This window comes from Arthrobacter sp. LAPM80 (assembly GCF_046736435.1).
GTDB lineage: Bacteria > Actinomycetota > Actinomycetes > Actinomycetales > Micrococcaceae > Specibacter.
The window spans coordinates 55,189-72,259 of sequence record NZ_JBCHVD010000011.1 but is presented as its reverse complement, the minus strand read 5'-3'; the positions used below and the strand labels follow the sequence as shown (position 1 = coordinate 72,259).

General features: G+C 64.3%; 18 protein-coding genes. 6 read left to right on the top strand and 12 right to left on the bottom strand.

Translation table 11 applies throughout. The features are described from left to right. Window positions 1-155: 155 nt before the first annotated feature. The 8 genes from AAGW05_RS12545 to AAGW05_RS12510 all read right to left on the bottom strand — a co-directional run bounded on the left by AAGW05_RS12545 (window position 156) and on the right by AAGW05_RS12510 (window position 6,478). Entirely contained in the window at window positions 156-767 is a 612-nt protein-coding gene (locus AAGW05_RS12545; protein ID WP_411804870.1) for a hypothetical protein, read from the bottom strand. Next, window positions 764-1,360: a hypothetical protein gene (locus AAGW05_RS12540; RefSeq protein WP_411804869.1), complete on the bottom strand. Its 597-nt coding sequence runs from the start codon at window positions 1,358-1,360 to the stop codon at window positions 764-766. The genes AAGW05_RS12545 and AAGW05_RS12540 overlap by 4 nt, the downstream gene beginning before the upstream one ends. Continuing rightward, window positions 1,357-1,701, bottom strand: coding sequence for a hypothetical protein (locus AAGW05_RS12535; protein ID WP_411804868.1), 345 nt, complete (start codon window positions 1,699-1,701; stop codon window positions 1,357-1,359). Before AAGW05_RS12535 ends, AAGW05_RS12540 begins: the two co-directional genes overlap by 4 nt. Then, window positions 1,698-1,889: a DUF2273 domain-containing protein gene (locus tag AAGW05_RS12530; RefSeq protein ID WP_411804867.1), complete on the bottom strand. Its 192-nt coding sequence runs from the start codon at window positions 1,887-1,889 to the stop codon at window positions 1,698-1,700. Before AAGW05_RS12530 ends, AAGW05_RS12535 begins: the two co-directional genes overlap by 4 nt. Continuing rightward, a complete protein-coding gene (locus tag AAGW05_RS12525) occupies window positions 1,886-2,359 on the bottom strand; it encodes an Asp23/Gls24 family envelope stress response protein (RefSeq protein ID WP_411804911.1) in 474 nt (157 codons plus the stop codon). The genes AAGW05_RS12530 and AAGW05_RS12525 overlap by 4 nt, the downstream gene beginning before the upstream one ends. Before the next feature lie 157 nt (window positions 2,360-2,516). Then, complete coding sequence (locus AAGW05_RS12520; RefSeq protein WP_411804866.1) at window positions 2,517-2,822, bottom strand: hypothetical protein; 306 nt, start codon at window positions 2,820-2,822, stop codon at window positions 2,517-2,519. Window positions 2,823-2,935: 113 nt separating this feature from the next. Further along, window positions 2,936-5,755 (bottom strand): phosphoenolpyruvate carboxylase, encoded by a 2,820-nt coding sequence (gene ppc, locus AAGW05_RS12515; RefSeq protein ID WP_411804865.1) that lies wholly within the window; start codon window positions 5,753-5,755, stop codon window positions 2,936-2,938. A gap of 171 nt (window positions 5,756-5,926) precedes the next feature. Beyond that, window positions 5,927-6,478 carry an SRPBCC domain-containing protein gene (locus AAGW05_RS12510; RefSeq protein WP_411804864.1) on the bottom strand — a complete coding sequence of 184 codons (552 nt, stop codon included), beginning with the start codon at window positions 6,476-6,478 and terminating at the stop codon, window positions 5,927-5,929. A gap of 112 nt (window positions 6,479-6,590) precedes the next feature. On the opposite strand from AAGW05_RS12510, the gene AAGW05_RS12505 reads away from it, so the two are divergent. Further along, window positions 6,591-7,400, top strand: a complete 810-nt coding sequence (locus tag AAGW05_RS12505; RefSeq protein ID WP_411804863.1) for a DUF1684 domain-containing protein — start codon at window positions 6,591-6,593, stop codon at window positions 7,398-7,400. Window positions 7,401-7,408: 8 nt separating this feature from the next. Here the strand turns inward: AAGW05_RS12505 and AAGW05_RS12500 are convergent, their stop codons facing one another. The 3 genes from AAGW05_RS12500 to AAGW05_RS12490 form a co-directional block, all read right to left on the bottom strand. Continuing rightward, window positions 7,409-8,593, bottom strand: coding sequence for an acyl-CoA dehydrogenase family protein (locus AAGW05_RS12500; protein ID WP_411804862.1), 1,185 nt, complete (start codon window positions 8,591-8,593; stop codon window positions 7,409-7,411). After that, window positions 8,590-9,369: a 3-hydroxyacyl-CoA dehydrogenase gene (locus AAGW05_RS12495; RefSeq protein WP_411804861.1), complete on the bottom strand. Its 780-nt coding sequence runs from the start codon at window positions 9,367-9,369 to the stop codon at window positions 8,590-8,592. Before AAGW05_RS12495 ends, AAGW05_RS12500 begins: the two co-directional genes overlap by 4 nt. Window positions 9,370-10,133: 764 nt before the next feature. Next, a complete protein-coding gene (locus tag AAGW05_RS12490; RefSeq protein ID WP_411804860.1) occupies window positions 10,134-11,066 on the bottom strand; it encodes a ferritin-like domain-containing protein in 933 nt (310 codons plus the stop codon). A gap of 805 nt (window positions 11,067-11,871) precedes the next feature. On the opposite strand from AAGW05_RS12490, the gene AAGW05_RS12485 reads away from it, so the two are divergent. Next, window positions 11,872-12,918: a glycoside hydrolase family 76 protein gene (locus AAGW05_RS12485; RefSeq protein ID WP_411804859.1), complete on the top strand. Its 1,047-nt coding sequence runs from the start codon at window positions 11,872-11,874 to the stop codon at window positions 12,916-12,918. A gap of 18 nt (window positions 12,919-12,936) precedes the next feature. Here AAGW05_RS12485 and AAGW05_RS12480 read toward each other — a convergent pair whose 3' ends face one another. Further along, window positions 12,937-13,524 (bottom strand): YdeI/OmpD-associated family protein, encoded by a 588-nt coding sequence (locus tag AAGW05_RS12480; protein WP_411804858.1) that lies wholly within the window; start codon window positions 13,522-13,524, stop codon window positions 12,937-12,939. Between the two features lie 71 nt (window positions 13,525-13,595). On the opposite strand from AAGW05_RS12480, the gene AAGW05_RS12475 reads away from it, so the two are divergent. Genes AAGW05_RS12475 through tgt form a run of 4 tightly spaced genes read left to right on the top strand, consistent with a single transcriptional unit; the run spans window position 13,596 to window position 17,028 of the window. Then, a complete protein-coding gene (locus AAGW05_RS12475; RefSeq protein ID WP_411804857.1) occupies window positions 13,596-14,264 on the top strand; it encodes a VOC family protein in 669 nt (222 codons plus the stop codon). Between the two features lie 55 nt (window positions 14,265-14,319). Then, on the top strand, window positions 14,320-14,859 hold the full coding sequence (locus AAGW05_RS12470) for an NUDIX hydrolase family protein (protein ID WP_411804856.1): 540 nt from the start codon (window positions 14,320-14,322) through the stop codon (window positions 14,857-14,859). Between the two features lie 33 nt (window positions 14,860-14,892). Then, a complete protein-coding gene (locus AAGW05_RS12465) occupies window positions 14,893-15,609 on the top strand; it encodes an SRPBCC family protein (RefSeq protein ID WP_411804855.1) in 717 nt (238 codons plus the stop codon). 45 nt (window positions 15,610-15,654) lie between these two features. Then, window positions 15,655-17,028: a tRNA guanosine(34) transglycosylase Tgt gene (tgt, locus tag AAGW05_RS12460; RefSeq protein WP_411804854.1), complete on the top strand. Its 1,374-nt coding sequence runs from the start codon at window positions 15,655-15,657 to the stop codon at window positions 17,026-17,028. The last annotated feature ends 43 nt before the right edge of the window (window positions 17,029-17,071 follow it).

Here is a 17,071-nt window from a genome sequence, read left to right as displayed (position 1 = left end):
TTGTGTGGCAGGTCCTGCAGTCGTTTCACCGGCTTGCACCCTTTCTGGATTCCCTTTGGTTCCCCGCACTTGGGCTGAGCCTACATGCACCAACGCCCCGGCAGGCTTCGATGCGTCTGCTCACCCACGGCGTTTGGCCTTCTTGTCTTGGCTGCTCATGCCACGCGTTCGGTGCGGGCAAATTTGGTCCGCGTGCCGGCCTTGATGCGGACCAGCACGGGCAGTTGCCTTCCCAGCAGTTCATCCAAGTCATCCACCACTTGCCCGACGGCGGCCCCCACCTCGGTGGGCGAGGCGCCTTTCCGCGCCTGGACACTGATTTTCAGCCCGGCACCATCGGTGTAGCCTCTGGTTTTCCAGGACTGCACCGACGTTGCCAGGATCTGGTTATTTCCCTGCAGTGCCGCCTTGACTGCCTGGCTGGCCACTGCGGTGTCCACGGTGGTGTTTCCCGTTTCACTGTCCTGCCGTGCCAGTTGGTTGCTGCGCCCGGTGCCCTGAGAAGCCATCCACCACACAAGCAGCACGGCACTGACGATGAGGAAGGCAAGGATGCCAACACTCCACCAGCTGCTCGAGGTTCCGGGAATCCGGGCCGCAGCCAGATTTTCCTGGACGCGGGCCCACATGCTTGTCCCGGCCGAGGTCCAACCCTGCGCGAATCTGCTGCTGGTCCCGGCCAGGATTGCCATGGCCCCGGCCCCGATGAGCACAAGCCCCATGAGCCCCAGCAGCGTGCGGTTGAGCCCGCGACGTGTGCCGTTCATGCTCCCACCGCCGCCCTGGTGCTTGTGGAGACGCCCACAGCCAAAGGCCGGCGCAGCCCGTACCCTGATATTTCGCTCTCCACTGCGGCCTTGATGCCATCCGCATCCACTGCCCGGCCCGCGCTGGGAATGACCACAACGTCAATGCGCTTGCGCCCAACGGTGCTGGAGACCTGCTCGGGTGCCAGCCCGGCGGCCGTGCGGGCCGTCCGGGACGCTGATGCCGCCAACACCTCGCTGTCAACGACGATTGCGGCGCGCGGATCATCTACGATGTGCCGTTGTTTGTTCCCTGGCAACAGGGATGCCGCAAGCAATGCAATTCCCATGAGTACCAGGACAGCACCTGCGCCCATGAGCACTCCGGGAACGGTGGCCGTTGCCAGCGATGCCGTGCTGCGGGCCAATTCCGCCGGGGAAATCAGCAGGGCTGCCTGTCCGGTTGCCGAGAGTACCAATTCCACAGCCAGCCAGAGCACTGTCACCAGCAGCACCGCGGCTGCCGTGATGGACAAGGCTGCACGGCTGGAACGTGTTTCGCGCAGGTTGATCCTTCGAATCAACGCCGGCTCAATGGCCTGCCTGCTTTTCACTGGACCCTCCCCGCCTTTACATGTTGCCCGTCATGGATTCCTGTGAACCTGACATCAACCCTGCCAACAGCTGCCCCGGCAAGGGAATGGATGCGGCCGGCAACCACCGCCCGGGCCGAGGCCGCCCGGCCAAACACGGTGCCGCCGTCGTGCCCCACCCGCTCCCCTGCCTTGTTCAAGGACAGGAGCAGTGGAACGGCGAGTGAGAGGTTGATTTGACCCTGCTCGTCGTGCACGCCGGCACGCACATCCCGCATCGGGACATTGAAGGCCTCGGCCGCAACGGCTTCGACCAGTTTGTGCATGGTGCCCGTGGAGATGCGGGTGTACCCGGCCGTCATGACGAGGTGCGCTTGCCTCGGAAGGCATCAAAGACGCCCCGCAGGTCCAGCCTGCCGTCCATGCTCCTGCCAATCACGGCCCCAATGACCATAAACAGCGCCACGAGCAGCATGGCCCACAAGCCAAAGGCCACGGCCGTCAGCGCCAGGACCGCACCTACTGCGGTCCCCGCAAGGGTGGCATTCATGAGACGCGGGCTTCGTGCTGGCCGCTCTGGTCGTCCCCGTCGGTGCGCCTGTTCTGGGCCGCCTTGTCATCCGCGTCGTCGGAGGCGATGTGGATGTCGGTGATGGAGACGTTGACCTCGGTCACTTCCATGCCCACGATGTCCTCGACGGCTGCGTAGATGGCGTCACGAACATTGTCTGCAACCTTTTGCAGCGGGTGCGGGTATTCAACCACCACTGTAATGTCAACGGCGACCTGGGTCTGGCCCACTTCAACGCTGACGCCCTGGGTGAGGTCCTTCTGGCCGACCGCCTCGCGGAGGCTCCCCAGCGCCCGGGCCGCTCCGCCGCCGAGTGCGTACACGCCGGGGATGTCCTGGGCTGCGATGCCGGCAACCTTGGCGACCACGCCGTCCGCCACTGTGGTGGTGCCGCGGCTGGTGGAATGCGCCCGTGCCGGTGCAACGTTTGCGCCGGTCTGGCTCTTGATCTGAGGCTGAGTAGTCAAAAGAATCACTCCCGAATGTCTTCGTGTCGATATTTCTTCAAGCTCGGTGCCGTTTGGCGCCTATACAGATAAGGCGCAGTGAACGTGGCCATCGTCACGGTCAATTACATGTGATCCCCATCACGTACCGGGCGGGGTGTTAGAGGGTGAGCCACTTCCCGGCGGAACGCCGGTAGCTGCGCAGAGCTCCCGTGGTGGCCACCTCGTTGACCCCGTGGGCCATCGCGACGGCAGCGTTGCGCGCAAACTGGTTCTCGGCGTCGTACTCGCTGGCCTCAACCATGAAGCGGACGGTGATGCGCGGGGTCCCGGCAATGATGTCCAGCTGGTTCGCCTCCACGACATGGACCGATCCGACGGCGGCCACTGCCATGTCCATGACTTCTTCGGGGGCATGGCCGGCTCGCAGGCCCGTGATTTGGATGGTTGCGCGGAAGGAAGGCATGGTTCAAGCCTATCGGCGGCGACCCTGACGCAAAAATGCGCCCGTCCCCCGTTTCCGCGCCCGGTATACGAGGCGCGGAAACGGGGGACGGGCGCATTTTTCAGCGGAAGGATTTAGCCCGTGTTGCGCAAACCGGCTGCCACACCGTTGATCGTGATCAACATGGCGCGCTGCAGGCGCTCGTCAACGTCCGCCTTGGTGATGTCGGCTTCGCGGACACGGCGCAGCAGTTCAACCTGAAGGTAGGAGATCGGGTCGAGGTACTGGTCACGGACGTTCAGTGAGCGCTTGAGCAGCGGCTGGTTGTCCAGCAGCTCGGCCTCGCCTGTCAGCAGCTGGATTTCGGCGACAGTGAGGTCATATTCGGCCCGGATGGTGGCGAACAGGTGCTGCAGCTTGGAGGGCACCAGGGTGCGCACGTAGTGGGCTGCGATGTCCATGTCGGTCTTCGCCAGCGTCATTTCGACGTTGGAGATGGTGGAGGAGAAGAAGTGCCAGTTCGCCAGCATTTCCTTCAGTTCACTCTCACGGCCGGTCTCGCGGGCAGCCTTCAGGCCGGAGCCGACGCCGAACCAGCCCGGCACGATCTGGCGCGACTGGGTCCAGCCAAACACCCACGGGATGGCGCGCAGGCCGCCCAGGCCCGAACCCGAGTCGGGGCGCTTGGACGGGCGCGAGCCAATGTTCAGGCTGCCCAACTGCGCAACCGGTGTGGACGCCAGGAAGTACGCGGGCAGGTCCTCGTGGTCGATCAGGGTTCGGTAGGTGCCGAACGCGGCATCCGACATGACTTCCATGATCTCGCCGAAGCGGTCGAGGTCGTCCTCGGAGTGGCGCGGTGCCTGGTGCAGCGCGGAGCCCTGCATGACTGCAGCCAGCGAAAGTTCAAGGTTTTCGCGGGCAAGTTCGGGCAGCGAGTACTTGTCGGAGATGACCTCGCCCTGTTCGGTGAACTTGATGGCACCTTCGAGGACGCCGTTGGGCTGGGCCATGATGGCGTCGTAGGTGGGTCCGCCACCGCGTCCCACTGAACCGCCGCGGCCGTGGAACATGCGCACGTTCACGCCGTGCTTGAGCGCAACGTCGCGCAGCTTGCGCTGGGTCTTATGGATCTCCCACTGCGAGGTGAGCACGCCGGATTCCTTGTTGGAGTCCGAGTAGCCAAGCATAATTTCCTGCACGTTCCCGCGCAGGCGCACGAGTTCGCGGTAGCCGGGGTCGGACAGCAGCTGGTCAACGATTTCGGCGGAGGCGCGCAGTTCGTCAACGGTTTCCAACAGCGGCGCGAAGCCGATCTTGGCATAGCGGTTCTCACCCGCGAGCGAGATGAGGCCCGCCTCGCGGGCAAGCACGGCGGCCGCAAGGACGTCGTCGGCGCCGCGGGTCATCGAGATGATGTACGTCTCGATGACGTCGGGGCCGAAGCTGCGCAGGGCGCGGCGGACCACGCGGAAGACGTCGTACGTGCCGTCGGCGATGCCGTCGAGCTTGATCGGGTGGCCCGACAGCGGACGGTGGCTTGCAAGCTCGGCGCTCAGGACGGCCATGCGTTCGGCACGGTCGAGCTCGGCGTAGGGCTTGCCCAGCTCGCCAACGCGGTCAACCAGCTGGCCGACGGCGTCGTGGTGGTAGTCGGCGTGCTCGCGGATGTCCAGGGTTGCCAGGTGCAGGCCGAAGGAGGAAATCGCCCGACGCACCGAGGCAAGGGCGCCGTCCGCAACCAGCGCGGCGGAGTTGTTGCGCAGGGAAGCTTCCAGCAGCTCAAGGTCGGCGATGAGTTCGGAGGTGGCGCTGTAGTCGCGCCCGGCCTCGTGGTAGGCATCAGCGGCGACGCGCTTCTGGGTGTTGATGAGCTTGGCCTTGATGCAGGTGAGCTTGAGGCGGTAAGGCTCATCGGCGTTGAGCTCGAGTACGCGCGCATCAATGTGGGGCAGGTTTGCCAGGTCGGCGGCGATGGAGTCAGTCAGCGCGGCATCGGCGCCGTACAGGGAGCTTGAGTTGGAGAGGACGCTTAGCAGCTCATCGATCAGCACCAGGGAGATCTTCACGGCGTTCTGGTTCTGCAGGACCAGGACCTCGCGGGTGACATCGGAGGTGACGTTCGGGTTTCCGTCGCGGTCGCCACCTATCCAGGAGCCGAAGCGCAGCGGGGCAGCGTCGGCAGGCAGCGAAACGCCGTGCTCGGCCAGCAGGTCACTGAGCTCTGTCAGGACCTCCGGCATGGCATCGGTGAGGATGTTGCGCAGGTAGTAGATGGCGTTGCGTGCCTCATCGATGGGGGTGGGGCGGACCTTGCGCAGCTCATCCGTCTGCCACATCTGGTCGATGATCTCCGCAAGCTTGCGGTCCTGGCGGGCGTGGGCGCTGCTGCCCTCCTCCGTCGGGGTGGCGAGGATGTCCGAGAGCTTGCGGATCTTGTCCAACACCGAACGGCGTGATGCCTCGGTGGGGTGCGCCGTGAAGATGGGGCGGACATCGAGTTCGTTCGCGACCTTCTGCAGGGCCTCGGTACCGGCCTTTTCGGCGATTTCGGCGACGGCCTTGGCCAGCCAGCCGTCCTTTTCGGACCGTGAGCGCAGGCTGCGGACGCGGTGCACCTGCTCGGCGGCGTTCGCAAGGTGGAAGTAGAACGCAAAGGCGCGCACCAGGTCTGTGGCCTGCTCGAGCGGCAGGGAGGAGAGGACCTCGCGGACCTGCTCGGCGACGTCGTTCGCGCTCCACGGGCCGGTGCCGGTCTCGCCGCGGGCGGCTTCCTTGGATTCCTTTGTCAGCAGGCGGACCTGCTCAACCTTGGCCAGCAGGTCCGGGCCGTGCTGGCGGACGAGCGACTCGCCCAGCAAGGTGCTGACGCGGCGTACATCGCGGCGTAGATCGGTGTCCTGCTCCGGGTCCTGTGCGGCGCCCTGCGGGTTGGGTTGCAAGTCTGAGCTCATGAGTCGGCGTCCTTACGGTCTGTGAATCTGGGGTGCTCGTATGCGGCGTTGAATACGGTGGGGCCCAAGTCAGGGCCGTTTGGATACTACGTGGGGTTCCTTGGCCCGTGCCAATCCGTCTCAAATAATGACGGGCGACGGCGGCAACCCCGACGCCGTCAGGCCGCCGCGTCACCCCGCGGCGTAGAGGGCGCGGGCGCGCTCCCAACAGGGGTAAAAGTCCTCCCACCAGTGCTGCCAGTCGACACTTTTTCCGTCAAGGGCCTCCTGCAGATGGTCCAGGTGCACGTGCCATCCAGCGAGGGACATCAGCACCACCTCGGCCGGCACGGCGATGACGTTGCTGAACACCAGCTGTGTGCCGTTGCCGGCGGGGCTCAGTTCGATGCGGATCCGCCCGTGCATGGCGTTGGAGATTTCAAGGACGTTCGGAGCAGCGGCTTCAATGACGCGCCCGTTCCACCAGTCGCTTTCGATGCCGTCGCCCTCGTCCTTCATGTTCAGCCATTTCAGATCGAAGGAGGAACCGGTCTTGGCTTGGCCGCGGATTTTGGCCCACCACATTTCGGTCTTGTCGGGCTGGGTCAGCATGGCCCACAGCACCTCGGGTGCGGCGTCGTAGTGCCGGGTGAAGGTCAGTTCCGTGCGCTCGTCGTCAACGGGTGCGGCCGTGCCGAGCGGGAAGCGGGCCATGTCCTTGTTCAGGGTTGCGTTTGTTGCCATGGTTCCATTCTTTCACTTGCTCACCCCCGGCGCCGGGCCCAACCCGGAATATGCGCCCGGGCCAGGCCGTTGTGACTACTGCGGATCAACCGCACAGTCCGACAGGAGCCCCATGAGCACGCACACACAAGAACTTGACCGCCTCACGCAGAGGTGGGAACGCTTCCGCGCGGGCCGCAACACATCGTTGGCAAACGCCCACGGCTGGCTCACGCTGACCTCCTTCCAGTGGCTTTCGCCGGTCCCTTCACCCCTGTCCGGGGTCCCTGGCCGGTGGAGTGCTGATGGCACGACGGCGTCACTGACCGCCACGGCCGATGACCACCTGACGCTGGTGGAAAGCGGCGAGCCGGTGGTGGGAACCATCACCGCGGAGCTTTCCGATGAGGAATCCCGCCTGTGGGTGTCAACCGGTTCGGTCGTCGTCGAGCTGGGCATGCGGGCCAACCGCTACATGATCCGCACCCGTGATTCACAGGCCCCCACGTTGGCCTCCTTCACCGCCGCACCGGTTTTTGACTACGCCCCGGACCTTGCCGTGACAGGGACCTTTGAACGCTATGCCGAGCCGCGCACTGTGGCCATCGAGACCTCGAACCCTGAAATTCCCGGCGCCGCCGTGCTGGTCGGCGAAGTGTCATTTGAGCTCGAGGGCACAGGCTACAGCCTTGCCGCCGAGGAGGGCGCACTCGGTTCGCTTGTGCTCACCTTCCACGACGCCAGCAACGGGGTCACCACGTCGCACTGGCGCAAGGTTGAACTGGCCAGGCCGCGCCCCGACGGCACTGTGGTGGTTGATTTCAACCGGGCCATCAACTTCCCCAGCGCTTTCACGGACTTTGGCACGTGCCCCGCCCCGGTTGCCGCGAACAAGCTGCCCGTGGCAGTCGAAGCGGGCGAGAGCAACCCCCGCAAGCAGTAACGCCTTTCCTAGACGATCGCCGAAACGCCCGTGATGGCGCGGCCTGCGATGAGGGTGTTGATCTCGTGGGAACCCTCGTATGTGTAGATGGCCTCGGCGTCGGCAAAAATCTTGGCCATGCGGTAGTCGCTGACAATGCCGTTGCCGCCAAGGATGGACCGTCCCAGGGCAACCGTCTCCCGCATGGCCGCCGTGGTGTGCGCCTTGGCAAGCGCCACCTGAGCCATGGTGGCGTCCCCTCGGTCCTGCAATCCTGCGACGCGCACCATCATGGCAAACGACGACGTGGCGTTTCCCAGCATCCTCACCAACTGGTCCTGGACCATCTGGAAGGCTGCAAGGGGGCGGCCAAACTGTTGCCGTTCCACCGCATATGCCCTGGCAACGTCGAAGGCTGCGAGCTGCTGCCCCACCGCCTGCCAGGCAACCGATACGCGTGAGCCCAGCAGCAGTTTGTTGGTGTCCTCAAAGGAGTTGACGGAGGCAATCCTGTCCCCCTCCTCCACCCGCACATCCTCGAGGGTGATGTGCGCGTTCTGGACCGTCCGCAGGGCGATCTTGTGCTCAATCTTCGTCCGCACAACCCCCGGCAGCGAGGCATCCAGAAAGAAGCCACGCACCTGGCCGGTGTCGGCGTCCCTGGCCCAGAGCAGCATCCTGTCGCAGAACGTGCCGTTGCCAATCCAGCGCTTGGCGCCGTTGAGTACCCAGTGGGTGCCGTCGGGGCCGTTCACCTGCCGGACCATGGTGGCCATGCCCCCTGCCACGTCACTGCCGTGGTCAGGCTCCGTCAGAGCAAAGGCGCCCGTTGTGCGCAGGGCCAGCGCATCCGGGAGCAGGCGTTTGCGCTGCTCATCGGAGCCGAAGTCGATGAGGGCCTGGACGAAAAGGTCGTGGTGGACAAGGAAGAACGTGGCCAGCGATGTGTCGGCTCGGGTCATTTCGGCCACCACGATCCCCGTGAAGAGGTGGCTGAACTGGCGGCGGTCCGGGGCGGCAAGGTCCAGGGCAGCGATCTTGGGCAGGATGTGCCCCGGGAAGTCGGCGTCGTTCCACCAATCGGTGGCGTGGGGCAGGACCTCCTGCGCCAGGAATTCACGCAGCTGCGCCAGCTTGGCCTTTTCCGCGCCGCCAAGCAGCGCCTGAAAGTCATAAAAGTCGGCGGCCGGGAGCGCCCCGGACCTGGTTGTCACCTCGGGGCCATCCGAATGGCGCCGTCAAGGCGGATGGTCTCGCCGTTAAGCATGGCGTTGGCGGCAATGTGCTCCACGAGTGCTGCGTATTCTGCAGGCTTGCCCAGACGGGACGGGTGCGGGACCTGCTCCCCCAGTGAATCCTGTGCGGCCTGCGGCAGCCCGGCCAGCATGGGCGTCTCAAAAATGCCCGGCGCGATGGTCATGACGCGGATCAGCGAGCGTGCGAGCTCGCGCGCAATCGGCAGGGTCATGGCCGCTACGGCACCCTTCGAGGCGGCGTAGGCGGGCTGGCCGATCTGCCCGTCAAAGGCAGCCACGGATGCGGTGTTCACAATGACACCGCGCTCCGGGCCAAACTCCCCCGCGAGCGGTTCGGCGGCAGCCATGGCCTCGGCGCAGAGCCGGACCACGTTGAACGTGCCGATCAGGTTGATCTGGACGACCCGGCTGAACTGCTCAAGCGGCAGCACGCCCTCGCGCCCCAGAACCTTGCCCGGCGTGCCGACCCCTGCGCAGTTGACAACAATCCGTAGCGTCCCGAGTTCCGCGGCGACGGCAATTGCGGCACGCACCTGGTCCTCGTTTGTGACGTCGGCAGGGGAAAACACGGCCCGATCGCCGAGTTCCGCGGCAAGTTCCGCGCCGTGTGAGCCTGGCAAATCAACAAGCACGACGGCGGCTCCGCCCGCATGAAGTCGCCTCGCCGTTGCTGCGCCCAGACCGGATGCACCGCCGGTGATGAGCGCGACTGTGCCGTTGTTGGAAATATCCATGGTTCCTCCTCGTTGAGGTTCGGCCCGTGTTCGGACCAAAAGTACTTGCGTTAATGCATACTAACCAAAATTTCCGGCCGGCAGGACGGGGCCTGAGGAGGATCGGTACGGAAAGTCACGTTTAGGCTGTGTCGATGCTGATTCGGGCTTTGCGCGGTGGAACTGGCCGTCGGGATCCGTGGGATCGCGGACGGCGCCGCCGATGCTTAGTCTGGCATCGTGATGGGTGGGCTCCGTCAGAGGTCGACTGCACATTTCTCAGGAGCGTAGTGGTTCGGCAGTAGTCGGAGCCGCGCATTCAGAATGAATGGATCGGTCACCGCAAAGTGAGCCCGCAAGTCGAAGCGTCCCGCAGGAGGTTCCCCCACCACGGACAGGCTTGACTGGTTTCTACGCACCAGTTGCGATCAAGTGGGTCAATCTACTCAGAGCAGCGACATCGTCGGATATTTGGCTTTTCACCCCTTTGGGAGGACGGGCGGACATGAAGTTTTTGCGAATCAGCGGTTTTCGTGTTTCTGGAAACTCCCGGGCTGTCTCAGTTTCGAATTGAGTCTCTGATAGTGCTGAGGACAGCGTGGAAAGTTAAGGGGCCTGTATGGGTCATCGTCCCGAGGTTATATCGCAGGGGCATCTCTTGAACGCAGGCGGCTGCGCCAACTCGGTGCGGGTCTCAGGGTCCTAAACCCGGATGCCCGGTAGGCGGTATGCCTTGGCCGGCCCCGTTGGGGTGGGCCAGGGCATACCGTCTTGGCATGAAGTCCCTAGCTGCCACCGCTTGTATTGAGTTTTCCGTTGACGCCTTTGGGGAAAAAACCCCCGGATTTGACCGATTTTGGGTTCAGGTAGGCAATGTTCAGGACCTGCGCAGGGGTGCGGCTAAAAGCCAAGGCGTTGGCGTCGGTGGGCACAAGGTTGGCTACCTCGCTGGTTCCGATGCCTTGGTCGAGGTCTGTTGGACCGTCCAGGCTATCCCGGGCGTCGGAGATGGCTTGGGCGGGAGCTTGCAGATCGCGGGCGTACATGGTGGTTCTGATGATGCCTGCGTGGTATGCCTCGACAGCGAGGATGCCGGCAGCCGCCTCGAGATAAGTCTTATTGTCGATGAACGGAGCGGCCCCCTTGTAGGCTGTGACGCCGACGTCTTCAAAAATGAACGCTCCGAGCAGGAAGCTGGTTTCATCCTCGAAGGGGCTGAAAGTCTGGCCCTTGGTGATGAGTCCGGCGGCGAGGGCGGCTGCGGTGAAGCTTGCATCAAGGTCGATCGGCGGCCGGGCGACGGCGGCTTTTCCCAGAGCGCTGCGAAGGAACCTGACATGAGCCTCTTCATCTGCTGCGATCTCGATTGCGTACTTCTGGACCAAGCTGCCGGGCGTAAACGGTACCTTGCTGCCGCCTGTGACTCCGCCCTTTTTCCCTCTGCCGTTAGTGAGGCTGTCGTCCAAACCCATTCCAGTTACTGCACGAAGGTAAAATTCGGCCTCCAGGTATTCCAAGTTCAACGCGAAGTTCAAGATCGCAGAATCACTGGGTCCAGCACTGTCCTCCTCTTCATGGGCTGATGCGGAGGTGGCGGACAGCAACGCGACCGTGCCTCCGATGCCGGCTGCACTGGCCGCCCTGAACAGCCGACGGCGGTCGAGGGTGTTTTCTGCGCTCTGAGTCATTGCGTTGGTGATGAATTTCTGGTCGAACATTTTGTTCTCCTGCCATTCCAATGAAATGGCGGGGGTAGGAATTACTCCTCTAGCACACCCCAGCGCTGCGATACCCTCGCCACGGCCAGCGCGGCCGCGATAAGTGTCAGAGTACGTGCCGCGACTCCGGTCCGTAAAGGGCTTGCCAACTATTCATTGTTGGCAGTGCCGATCATGTCTATGACTCTTGCCTATCATGCCCTTCAGCGGGAAGGGGCCACTTCGTGTGGATCGGCACCGCCCCGGCGCGGAGAAGTCGCCCCGGCATCGACTGGACGTACAAATCCACGGCGCCAACAGGGCGAGCGAGATTCTTGAGCGGTGATCAAGGCAGTCAGCGTGGTCGTCATGCTGGAGCCGCCGATGAACCCTGAACCGCGACGGCGCCATTGTCACCCAGCATGACCGTCCATCACCAGACAAAGCGACGCCCAACAGTTGGTTCTCAGCTCGACAATGGCCGAATTCTCTGATGATGTGGGGACTTCATACCGATCGGTTGCCTGGCAGGTCGCCGGAACCGGTACCGAGCAAGGACGGCTCTAGGGTGTATGTTCCGGCTTCTCCCAAGAATGCTCGTCTCCTCTCACTCAATTTCACTCTAGATGGAGTACTAACAGGCAAGAGTTCCCAGGTAAAACTCGGCTGACCCTGAATACGTCCCGCATGCCGTTCCCCTTACGGGAACGGCTACATTCAGAGCATCGTTGATCCGTACAGCTTGATCCTCTTAGCGTGAATTTTCATACGGATCATCCTCAGACGGCAGGACCGGTCCACCGGGCCGAAACAGTAGGCTGGGTCCATGACAGCCCACCCAGGCAACGCAGGAGCGCCGAACCCGGACGGCACTTGGCCCGCACTTGCGGAACAGGCTGCCGCAGCCGTGAACACCCGGTTCGGGCACAGGCTGGCTGGCCTGCCGGGAACATGGATCGGATCGATTGAAGCCGGCGGCCCGGAACCGAGGCCCCTGCAGCTGCCATGGTCCGAGTGGCACTATTGGTGGCAGGCGCACTACCTCGACGCCATCGTTGATGCGGGCTTTTTGGCCCTGGCCAGGGGCCGGCGGACGGCCGCCCACGCCGAACTGCGCCGCGCCAAAGAGCTGCTGCGCGGCATCATGGCCCGCAATTTTGGCCGCTTCCCAAACAGCTTTTACGACGACATGGCGTGGCTCGCGCTCGCAGCAGCAAGGCTCAACGGACTGTCCCTACGGCTCACGGCACGGCCCGCATGGCTGGCCGGGCTGGCCATCGCATCACTGACGCGGCAGCTGCACGGCGCCTACGACATGGTCCTCGGCGGCGGCATTTACTGGTCCCGCAAGCGCGACTTCAAGAACACGCCGGCCAACGGCCCCGCCGCGCTCCACTGTGCCCGCACCGGCGATCCCGGCACGGCGCGGGCCATCGTCGACTGGCTTCGCACCGAACTCTTCGACCCCGAAACCGGCCTGTACGTTGACGGCATCCACCCGTCGGCCACGGGGCGCGACGTCGAAAACACCATCTACACCTACAACCAGGGCCCCATCCTGGCCGCGCTCCTTGAACTCGGCAGCAGGCGGGACCTTGACGATGCCGCCGACCTGGTCGACGCCGTCAACCGCCACCTCGGCACGCCCGGCCTGGGCCTGCGCCTTGAACCTGGCGGGGACGGCAGCCTGTTCACCGGCATCCTGTGCCGCTACCTCGCCATTGCCGCGCACGACGAAAGGCTGCCGGAGCACACAAGGGAAACGGCGTCGAACCTTGTCGCCGGGACGGCCACGGTGCTCGCCGGGCAGGCACCGGTGCTCCTTTCCGCGGCCGTGCAGCGCTGGAGCGTGCTGTCGGCCGCCGCCGGGTAGGGCGCACGCGCCAGGAATTCAGGGCCGGCGCTTCTGCGGGTACGGGGCCTGCCCCGCCTCAAGCATCCGCACGAATCCTGCAATTTTGGCGGCCCGCACCGACGGGGTCTTGACCGAGTTTGTGCGATAAATCAGCGAGTAGCGATTGACTGCGGTGAGCACCTCAAACATGGCCTGCGCCCGGGGGCTGGCGGCAATGGCATCGGCCAGGTCGTCAGGGACCTCGGCTGTGCCCTGTCCCGAATAGGCGATTTCCCACCGCCCGTCGGCCTTTGCGGCATCGGCAGCGGCGGTGCCTGCGGCCCGCATCAAGCCCTCGGCAAGCAACCGCTCGTAATGCCCGGTATTGATCTTTGACCACTTGCTTGTTCTGGTGCGGGGCGTGAACCGCTGCAGGTAAGTGTCGGCGTCGCGCTTTCCCACAACCCCGTCGATCCAGCCAAAGCCCAGGGCCTCATCCAGCGCCGCCGCATACGCAAGCTCGGTGACATTGCCGCCCTTCTTGTGCAGGACAAGCAGGACGCCGGGGCTGCTGGCGTGATTTTCCTCCAGCCAGGCCCGCCACGCGGGAGCATCAGGTACGAGGAGTTCTGGACAGTCTGCCATTTCTCCACACTATCGCCACGAGGGCCCGCCGCAGTTGATAATTTGAAGTGACACCGTCCATAGGAGAATCCATGTTGCGCGTCCGCCCGATCATTTCCACTGCCGCCCCCGACACCCACGCGACCCTGCTGACTGCTTTGGGCTTGCGCTGCGTGCACGACGACGGCGAGTTGAAGGTGTTCGATTCCGGCAACGGCAAGGTGGGCGTGCTCGACGTGCCGGCCGGAGAACAGTGCGGCACCACGGAACTGGGATTTGAGCTGCGCGACGCCGAAGTCTTTGTCAGGCGCACCCTGGCCGAGGGTACGCACGCCGAACTTGTCAATTCCGGGCAGTGCCAGGCCGCCCGCGTCACCGCACCCGGCGGCTTCAACTTCCTCGCCACGGAGTCGAGCGACCTCAGCCTCCCCACCGCAGGCGCACGGCTCGGCGTTGCGGTGCTCTGGCGCACGCCCAACCCGGAAGTCGCCAGCAAGGTCCTGGCTGACATTGGCGCACTGCATGTCATGGACAGCCCGGATGGGGGCGCTTTGTTCCGCACCAAGAACGGCGGGCAGGTGGGCACGGCGGCGGGTGCGGTGACCGGCGTCGAACTTAGTGTCAGGTATGGCGGCGGGCTGGCGTTCCTGGCCGACAAACTCGCAGCGGTGGGAATCGATTCCGAGCTTGCCGCGGCGACTCTGCGCGTCCCCATGCCCGACGGGGGAACGCTCACTGTCGCCGACTGGTTGGATTCGTAGCGGTTTTCTGGTGCCGGAGGCGGCGTGCGGGGCGGGGATGGGGTAGAACTTAGATATGAGCGTTCGCACACCTGATCCTTATCCCGGCTGGCTGTCCGACGTGGACTTGTACGAGGCCCGCAACCGGCTTCCGATGGTCTATGTTGAAGCGGTTCCCGTGCGCCTTGATTCCCTCGGCTATGTCAACGAGGTGGGGCTTCTCCTGCAGGCCGACGAGGAGGGCTCCATGGTGCGCACCTTCGTGTCGGGGCGCGTGCTGTACAGGGAGACCATCCGGGCGGCGCTGATCCGCCACATTGAAAAGGACCTGGGGCCCCTGGCCTTCCCGCAGCTTCCCGTCAGCCCCGTGCCGTTCACCGTGGCCGAGTACCTGCCCTCGCCGTCGCAGACAGGTTTCACCGACGAGCGCCAGCATGCAGTGGCCATGGTTTATGTCATTCCCGTGACGGGCGAATGTGAACCCCGCCAGGACGCGCTTGAGCTGACGTGGATGACCCCGCAGGAGGTGCTCAGCGACGTGGTCCAGGCTGAATTCGTCGGCGGCCGCGGTTCACTAATCCGCCAGGCGATCGCCTACGCGGGCCTGGGCCGGTAGCCGAACCGCAGCTTCCGGCGTAGATTACCTTTCATGGCCACCAACCAGCTCTCCGTCCTTGTCAATGCCGACGCCGAACAGCTCTGGCTGATGCTCCGCGAGCCGGCCAGGATCGCCCAGTGGCACGGGTGGCAGATGGAGGGGCTCGAGAACGAAATCGAGCAGATCTACCACTCCAACGTGGTGGAGGGCGCGGACCACCTGCGCCTTGAGTTGGAAATGGGTGACGTCTTCACCCTTGAACCTCACCCCGACGGCACCCTGCTGACACTGCAGCGCGGTGAAGCCGGCGGGGAATGGGCCAAGTACGACCCCGACATCACCGAGGGCTGGTCCATCTTCATGCAACAGCTCAAGTTCGCCCTTGAACACCACCCCAAAACAAAACGCCGCACCATCTTCGTTGACGGAACCAGCTCCGCCCACACAAACCTTTGGGACGCCCTGGGTATTGACACCGGCTGGCTGCCTGACCCCGGCGAACCCTATGAGGTCACCCTCAATACAGGCGCAACCCTGGCGGGGAAGGTCTGGTACCGCAGCGACACCCAGGTGGGCCTGACGGTTGAAAACTACGCCGAGCACGGCGACGGCCTGCTGGTGCTGGCCCAACAGGCGCCGCTCGAAGGCGTCCGCGAGCACCCGGGGGCTCAAATCATCGCCTCAACCTACGGCCTGGGCGCTGCCGCGTTCGACACCATCGGGGCCCAATGGGATTCCTTCATGGAGGTCCACTACCCCGACGAATAGGCCGTACTGGGCCGGCCGCCCCCGAAAGACTGGCAAAATAGGGTAATGCCTTCCCCAGAAAACGCCACCGGCCTCCTCACCTCCACGCCTGCCACGAAACCCTGCACGGCACCCGCCGGGGCGCCCGCCACCACACCGGGCGCTCCGGCGTCGCAAGCTGAATTCGGCTTTGAAGTCACCACGCGCCTGAACGAGACCTGTGCGCCAACCGCAGCAGCCATCGAGCAAAACGGCGGGAAGTTCCAGGGCCGCACGGGCGTCATCACCACCCCGCACGGGACCATCAAGACTCCCGCGTTCATCGCCGTGGGCACCAAGGCGACGGTGAAGGCCGTACTCCCGGAGTCAATGATCGAGCTTGGCGCACAGGCATTGCTCTCCAACGCCTACCACCTGTACCTGCAGCCCGGCGCGGACATCCTCGACGCCGCCGGCGGCCTGGGCAGGTTCATGAACTGGCAGGGGCCCACCTTCACCGACAGTGGCGGATTCCAGGTCATGTCGTTGGGTTCGGGCTTCAAAAAGGTCATCAACATGGATGCCGCGGCGTCCTCCCCGCACGCAGGCTCGGACGATTCCGTGGCTGTGGGCAAGGAACGTCTCGCCCACATTGACGACGACGGCGTCTGGTTCAAGTCGCACCTGAACGGTGACATGCACCGCTTCAGCCCCGAGGTGTCGATGCAGGTCCAGCACCAGATCGGCGCCGACATCATGTTCGCCTTCGACGAGCTGACAACTCTGCTGAACTCCCGCGGCTACCAGGAAATGTCGCTGGAACGCACCCGCCTGTGGGCACTGCGCTGCATCGAGGAGCACTTCCGCCTGACCGAGGAGCGCACGGGCAAGCCGTACCAGGCACTGTTCGGCGTGATCCAGGGCGCCCAGTACGAGGACCTGCGCCGCAAGGCCTCCCACGACCTGGGCAACATGAACTTTGATGGCTTCGGCATCGGCGGGGCACTGGAGAAGGAAAACCTTGGCACCATAGTGCGCTGGTGTGCCGAGGAACTGCCCGAGGACAAGCCGCGGCACCTGTTGGGCATATCCGAGCCGGATGACATTTTCACGGCCATTGAAAACGGCGCCGACACCTTCGACTGCGTCTCCCCCACCCGGGTGGCCCGCACCTCGGCGTTCTACACCCCCGACGGGCGCTTCAACCTCTCAGGGGCCAAGTACAAACGCGACTTCGCTCCGCTGTCGCAGGAGTGCGACTGCTACACCTGCGAGCACTACACGCGGGCGTACATCCACCACCTGTTCAAGGCCAAGGAAATGGTGTCCTCAACCCTGGTCTCCATCCACAACGAACGCTTCGTGGTAAAGATGGTCGACGACGCCCGCCTCGCCATCGAGGACGGCACGTTCTTCGAGTTCAAGGCCGAAACACTGCGCCGTTACTACCCGAACCGGTAGCACTTCGCCGAGTCAGACGCAGGCCCGCCGAGTCAGACGAAGC

What these genes read in the sequence shown, in the direction of transcription:
- AAGW05_RS12545 (WP_411804870.1), bottom strand. Translation starts at nt 767, where the DNA reads ATGAACGGCACACGTCGCGGGCTCAACCGCACGCTGCTGGGGCTCATG.
- AAGW05_RS12535 (WP_411804868.1), bottom strand. Translation starts at nt 1,701, where the DNA reads ATGACGGCCGGGTACACCCGCATCTCCACGGGCACCATGCACAAACTG.
- AAGW05_RS12530 (WP_411804867.1), bottom strand. Translation starts at nt 1,889, where the DNA reads ATGAATGCCACCCTTGCGGGGACCGCAGTAGGTGCGGTCCTGGCGCTG.
- AAGW05_RS12520 (WP_411804866.1), bottom strand. Translation starts at nt 2,822, where the DNA reads ATGCCTTCCTTCCGCGCAACCATCCAAATCACGGGCCTGCGAGCCGGC.
- ppc (WP_411804865.1), bottom strand. Translation starts at nt 5,755, where the DNA reads ATGAGCTCAGACTTGCAACCCAACCCGCAGGGCGCCGCACAGGACCCG.
- AAGW05_RS12510 (WP_411804864.1), bottom strand. Translation starts at nt 6,478, where the DNA reads ATGGCAACAAACGCAACCCTGAACAAGGACATGGCCCGCTTCCCGCTC.
- AAGW05_RS12505 (WP_411804863.1), top strand. Translation starts at nt 6,591, where the DNA reads ATGAGCACGCACACACAAGAACTTGACCGCCTCACGCAGAGGTGGGAA.
- AAGW05_RS12495 (WP_411804861.1), bottom strand. Translation starts at nt 9,369, where the DNA reads ATGGATATTTCCAACAACGGCACAGTCGCGCTCATCACCGGCGGTGCA.
- AAGW05_RS12490 (WP_411804860.1), bottom strand. Translation starts at nt 11,066, where the DNA reads ATGTTCGACCAGAAATTCATCACCAACGCAATGACTCAGAGCGCAGAA.
- AAGW05_RS12485 (WP_411804859.1), top strand. Translation starts at nt 11,872, where the DNA reads ATGACAGCCCACCCAGGCAACGCAGGAGCGCCGAACCCGGACGGCACT.
- AAGW05_RS12480 (WP_411804858.1), bottom strand. Translation starts at nt 13,524, where the DNA reads ATGGCAGACTGTCCAGAACTCCTCGTACCTGATGCTCCCGCGTGGCGG.
- AAGW05_RS12475 (WP_411804857.1), top strand. Translation starts at nt 13,596, where the DNA reads ATGTTGCGCGTCCGCCCGATCATTTCCACTGCCGCCCCCGACACCCAC.
- AAGW05_RS12470 (WP_411804856.1), top strand. Translation starts at nt 14,320, where the DNA reads ATGAGCGTTCGCACACCTGATCCTTATCCCGGCTGGCTGTCCGACGTG.
- AAGW05_RS12465 (WP_411804855.1), top strand. Translation starts at nt 14,893, where the DNA reads ATGGCCACCAACCAGCTCTCCGTCCTTGTCAATGCCGACGCCGAACAG.
- tgt (WP_411804854.1), top strand. Translation starts at nt 15,655, where the DNA reads ATGCCTTCCCCAGAAAACGCCACCGGCCTCCTCACCTCCACGCCTGCC.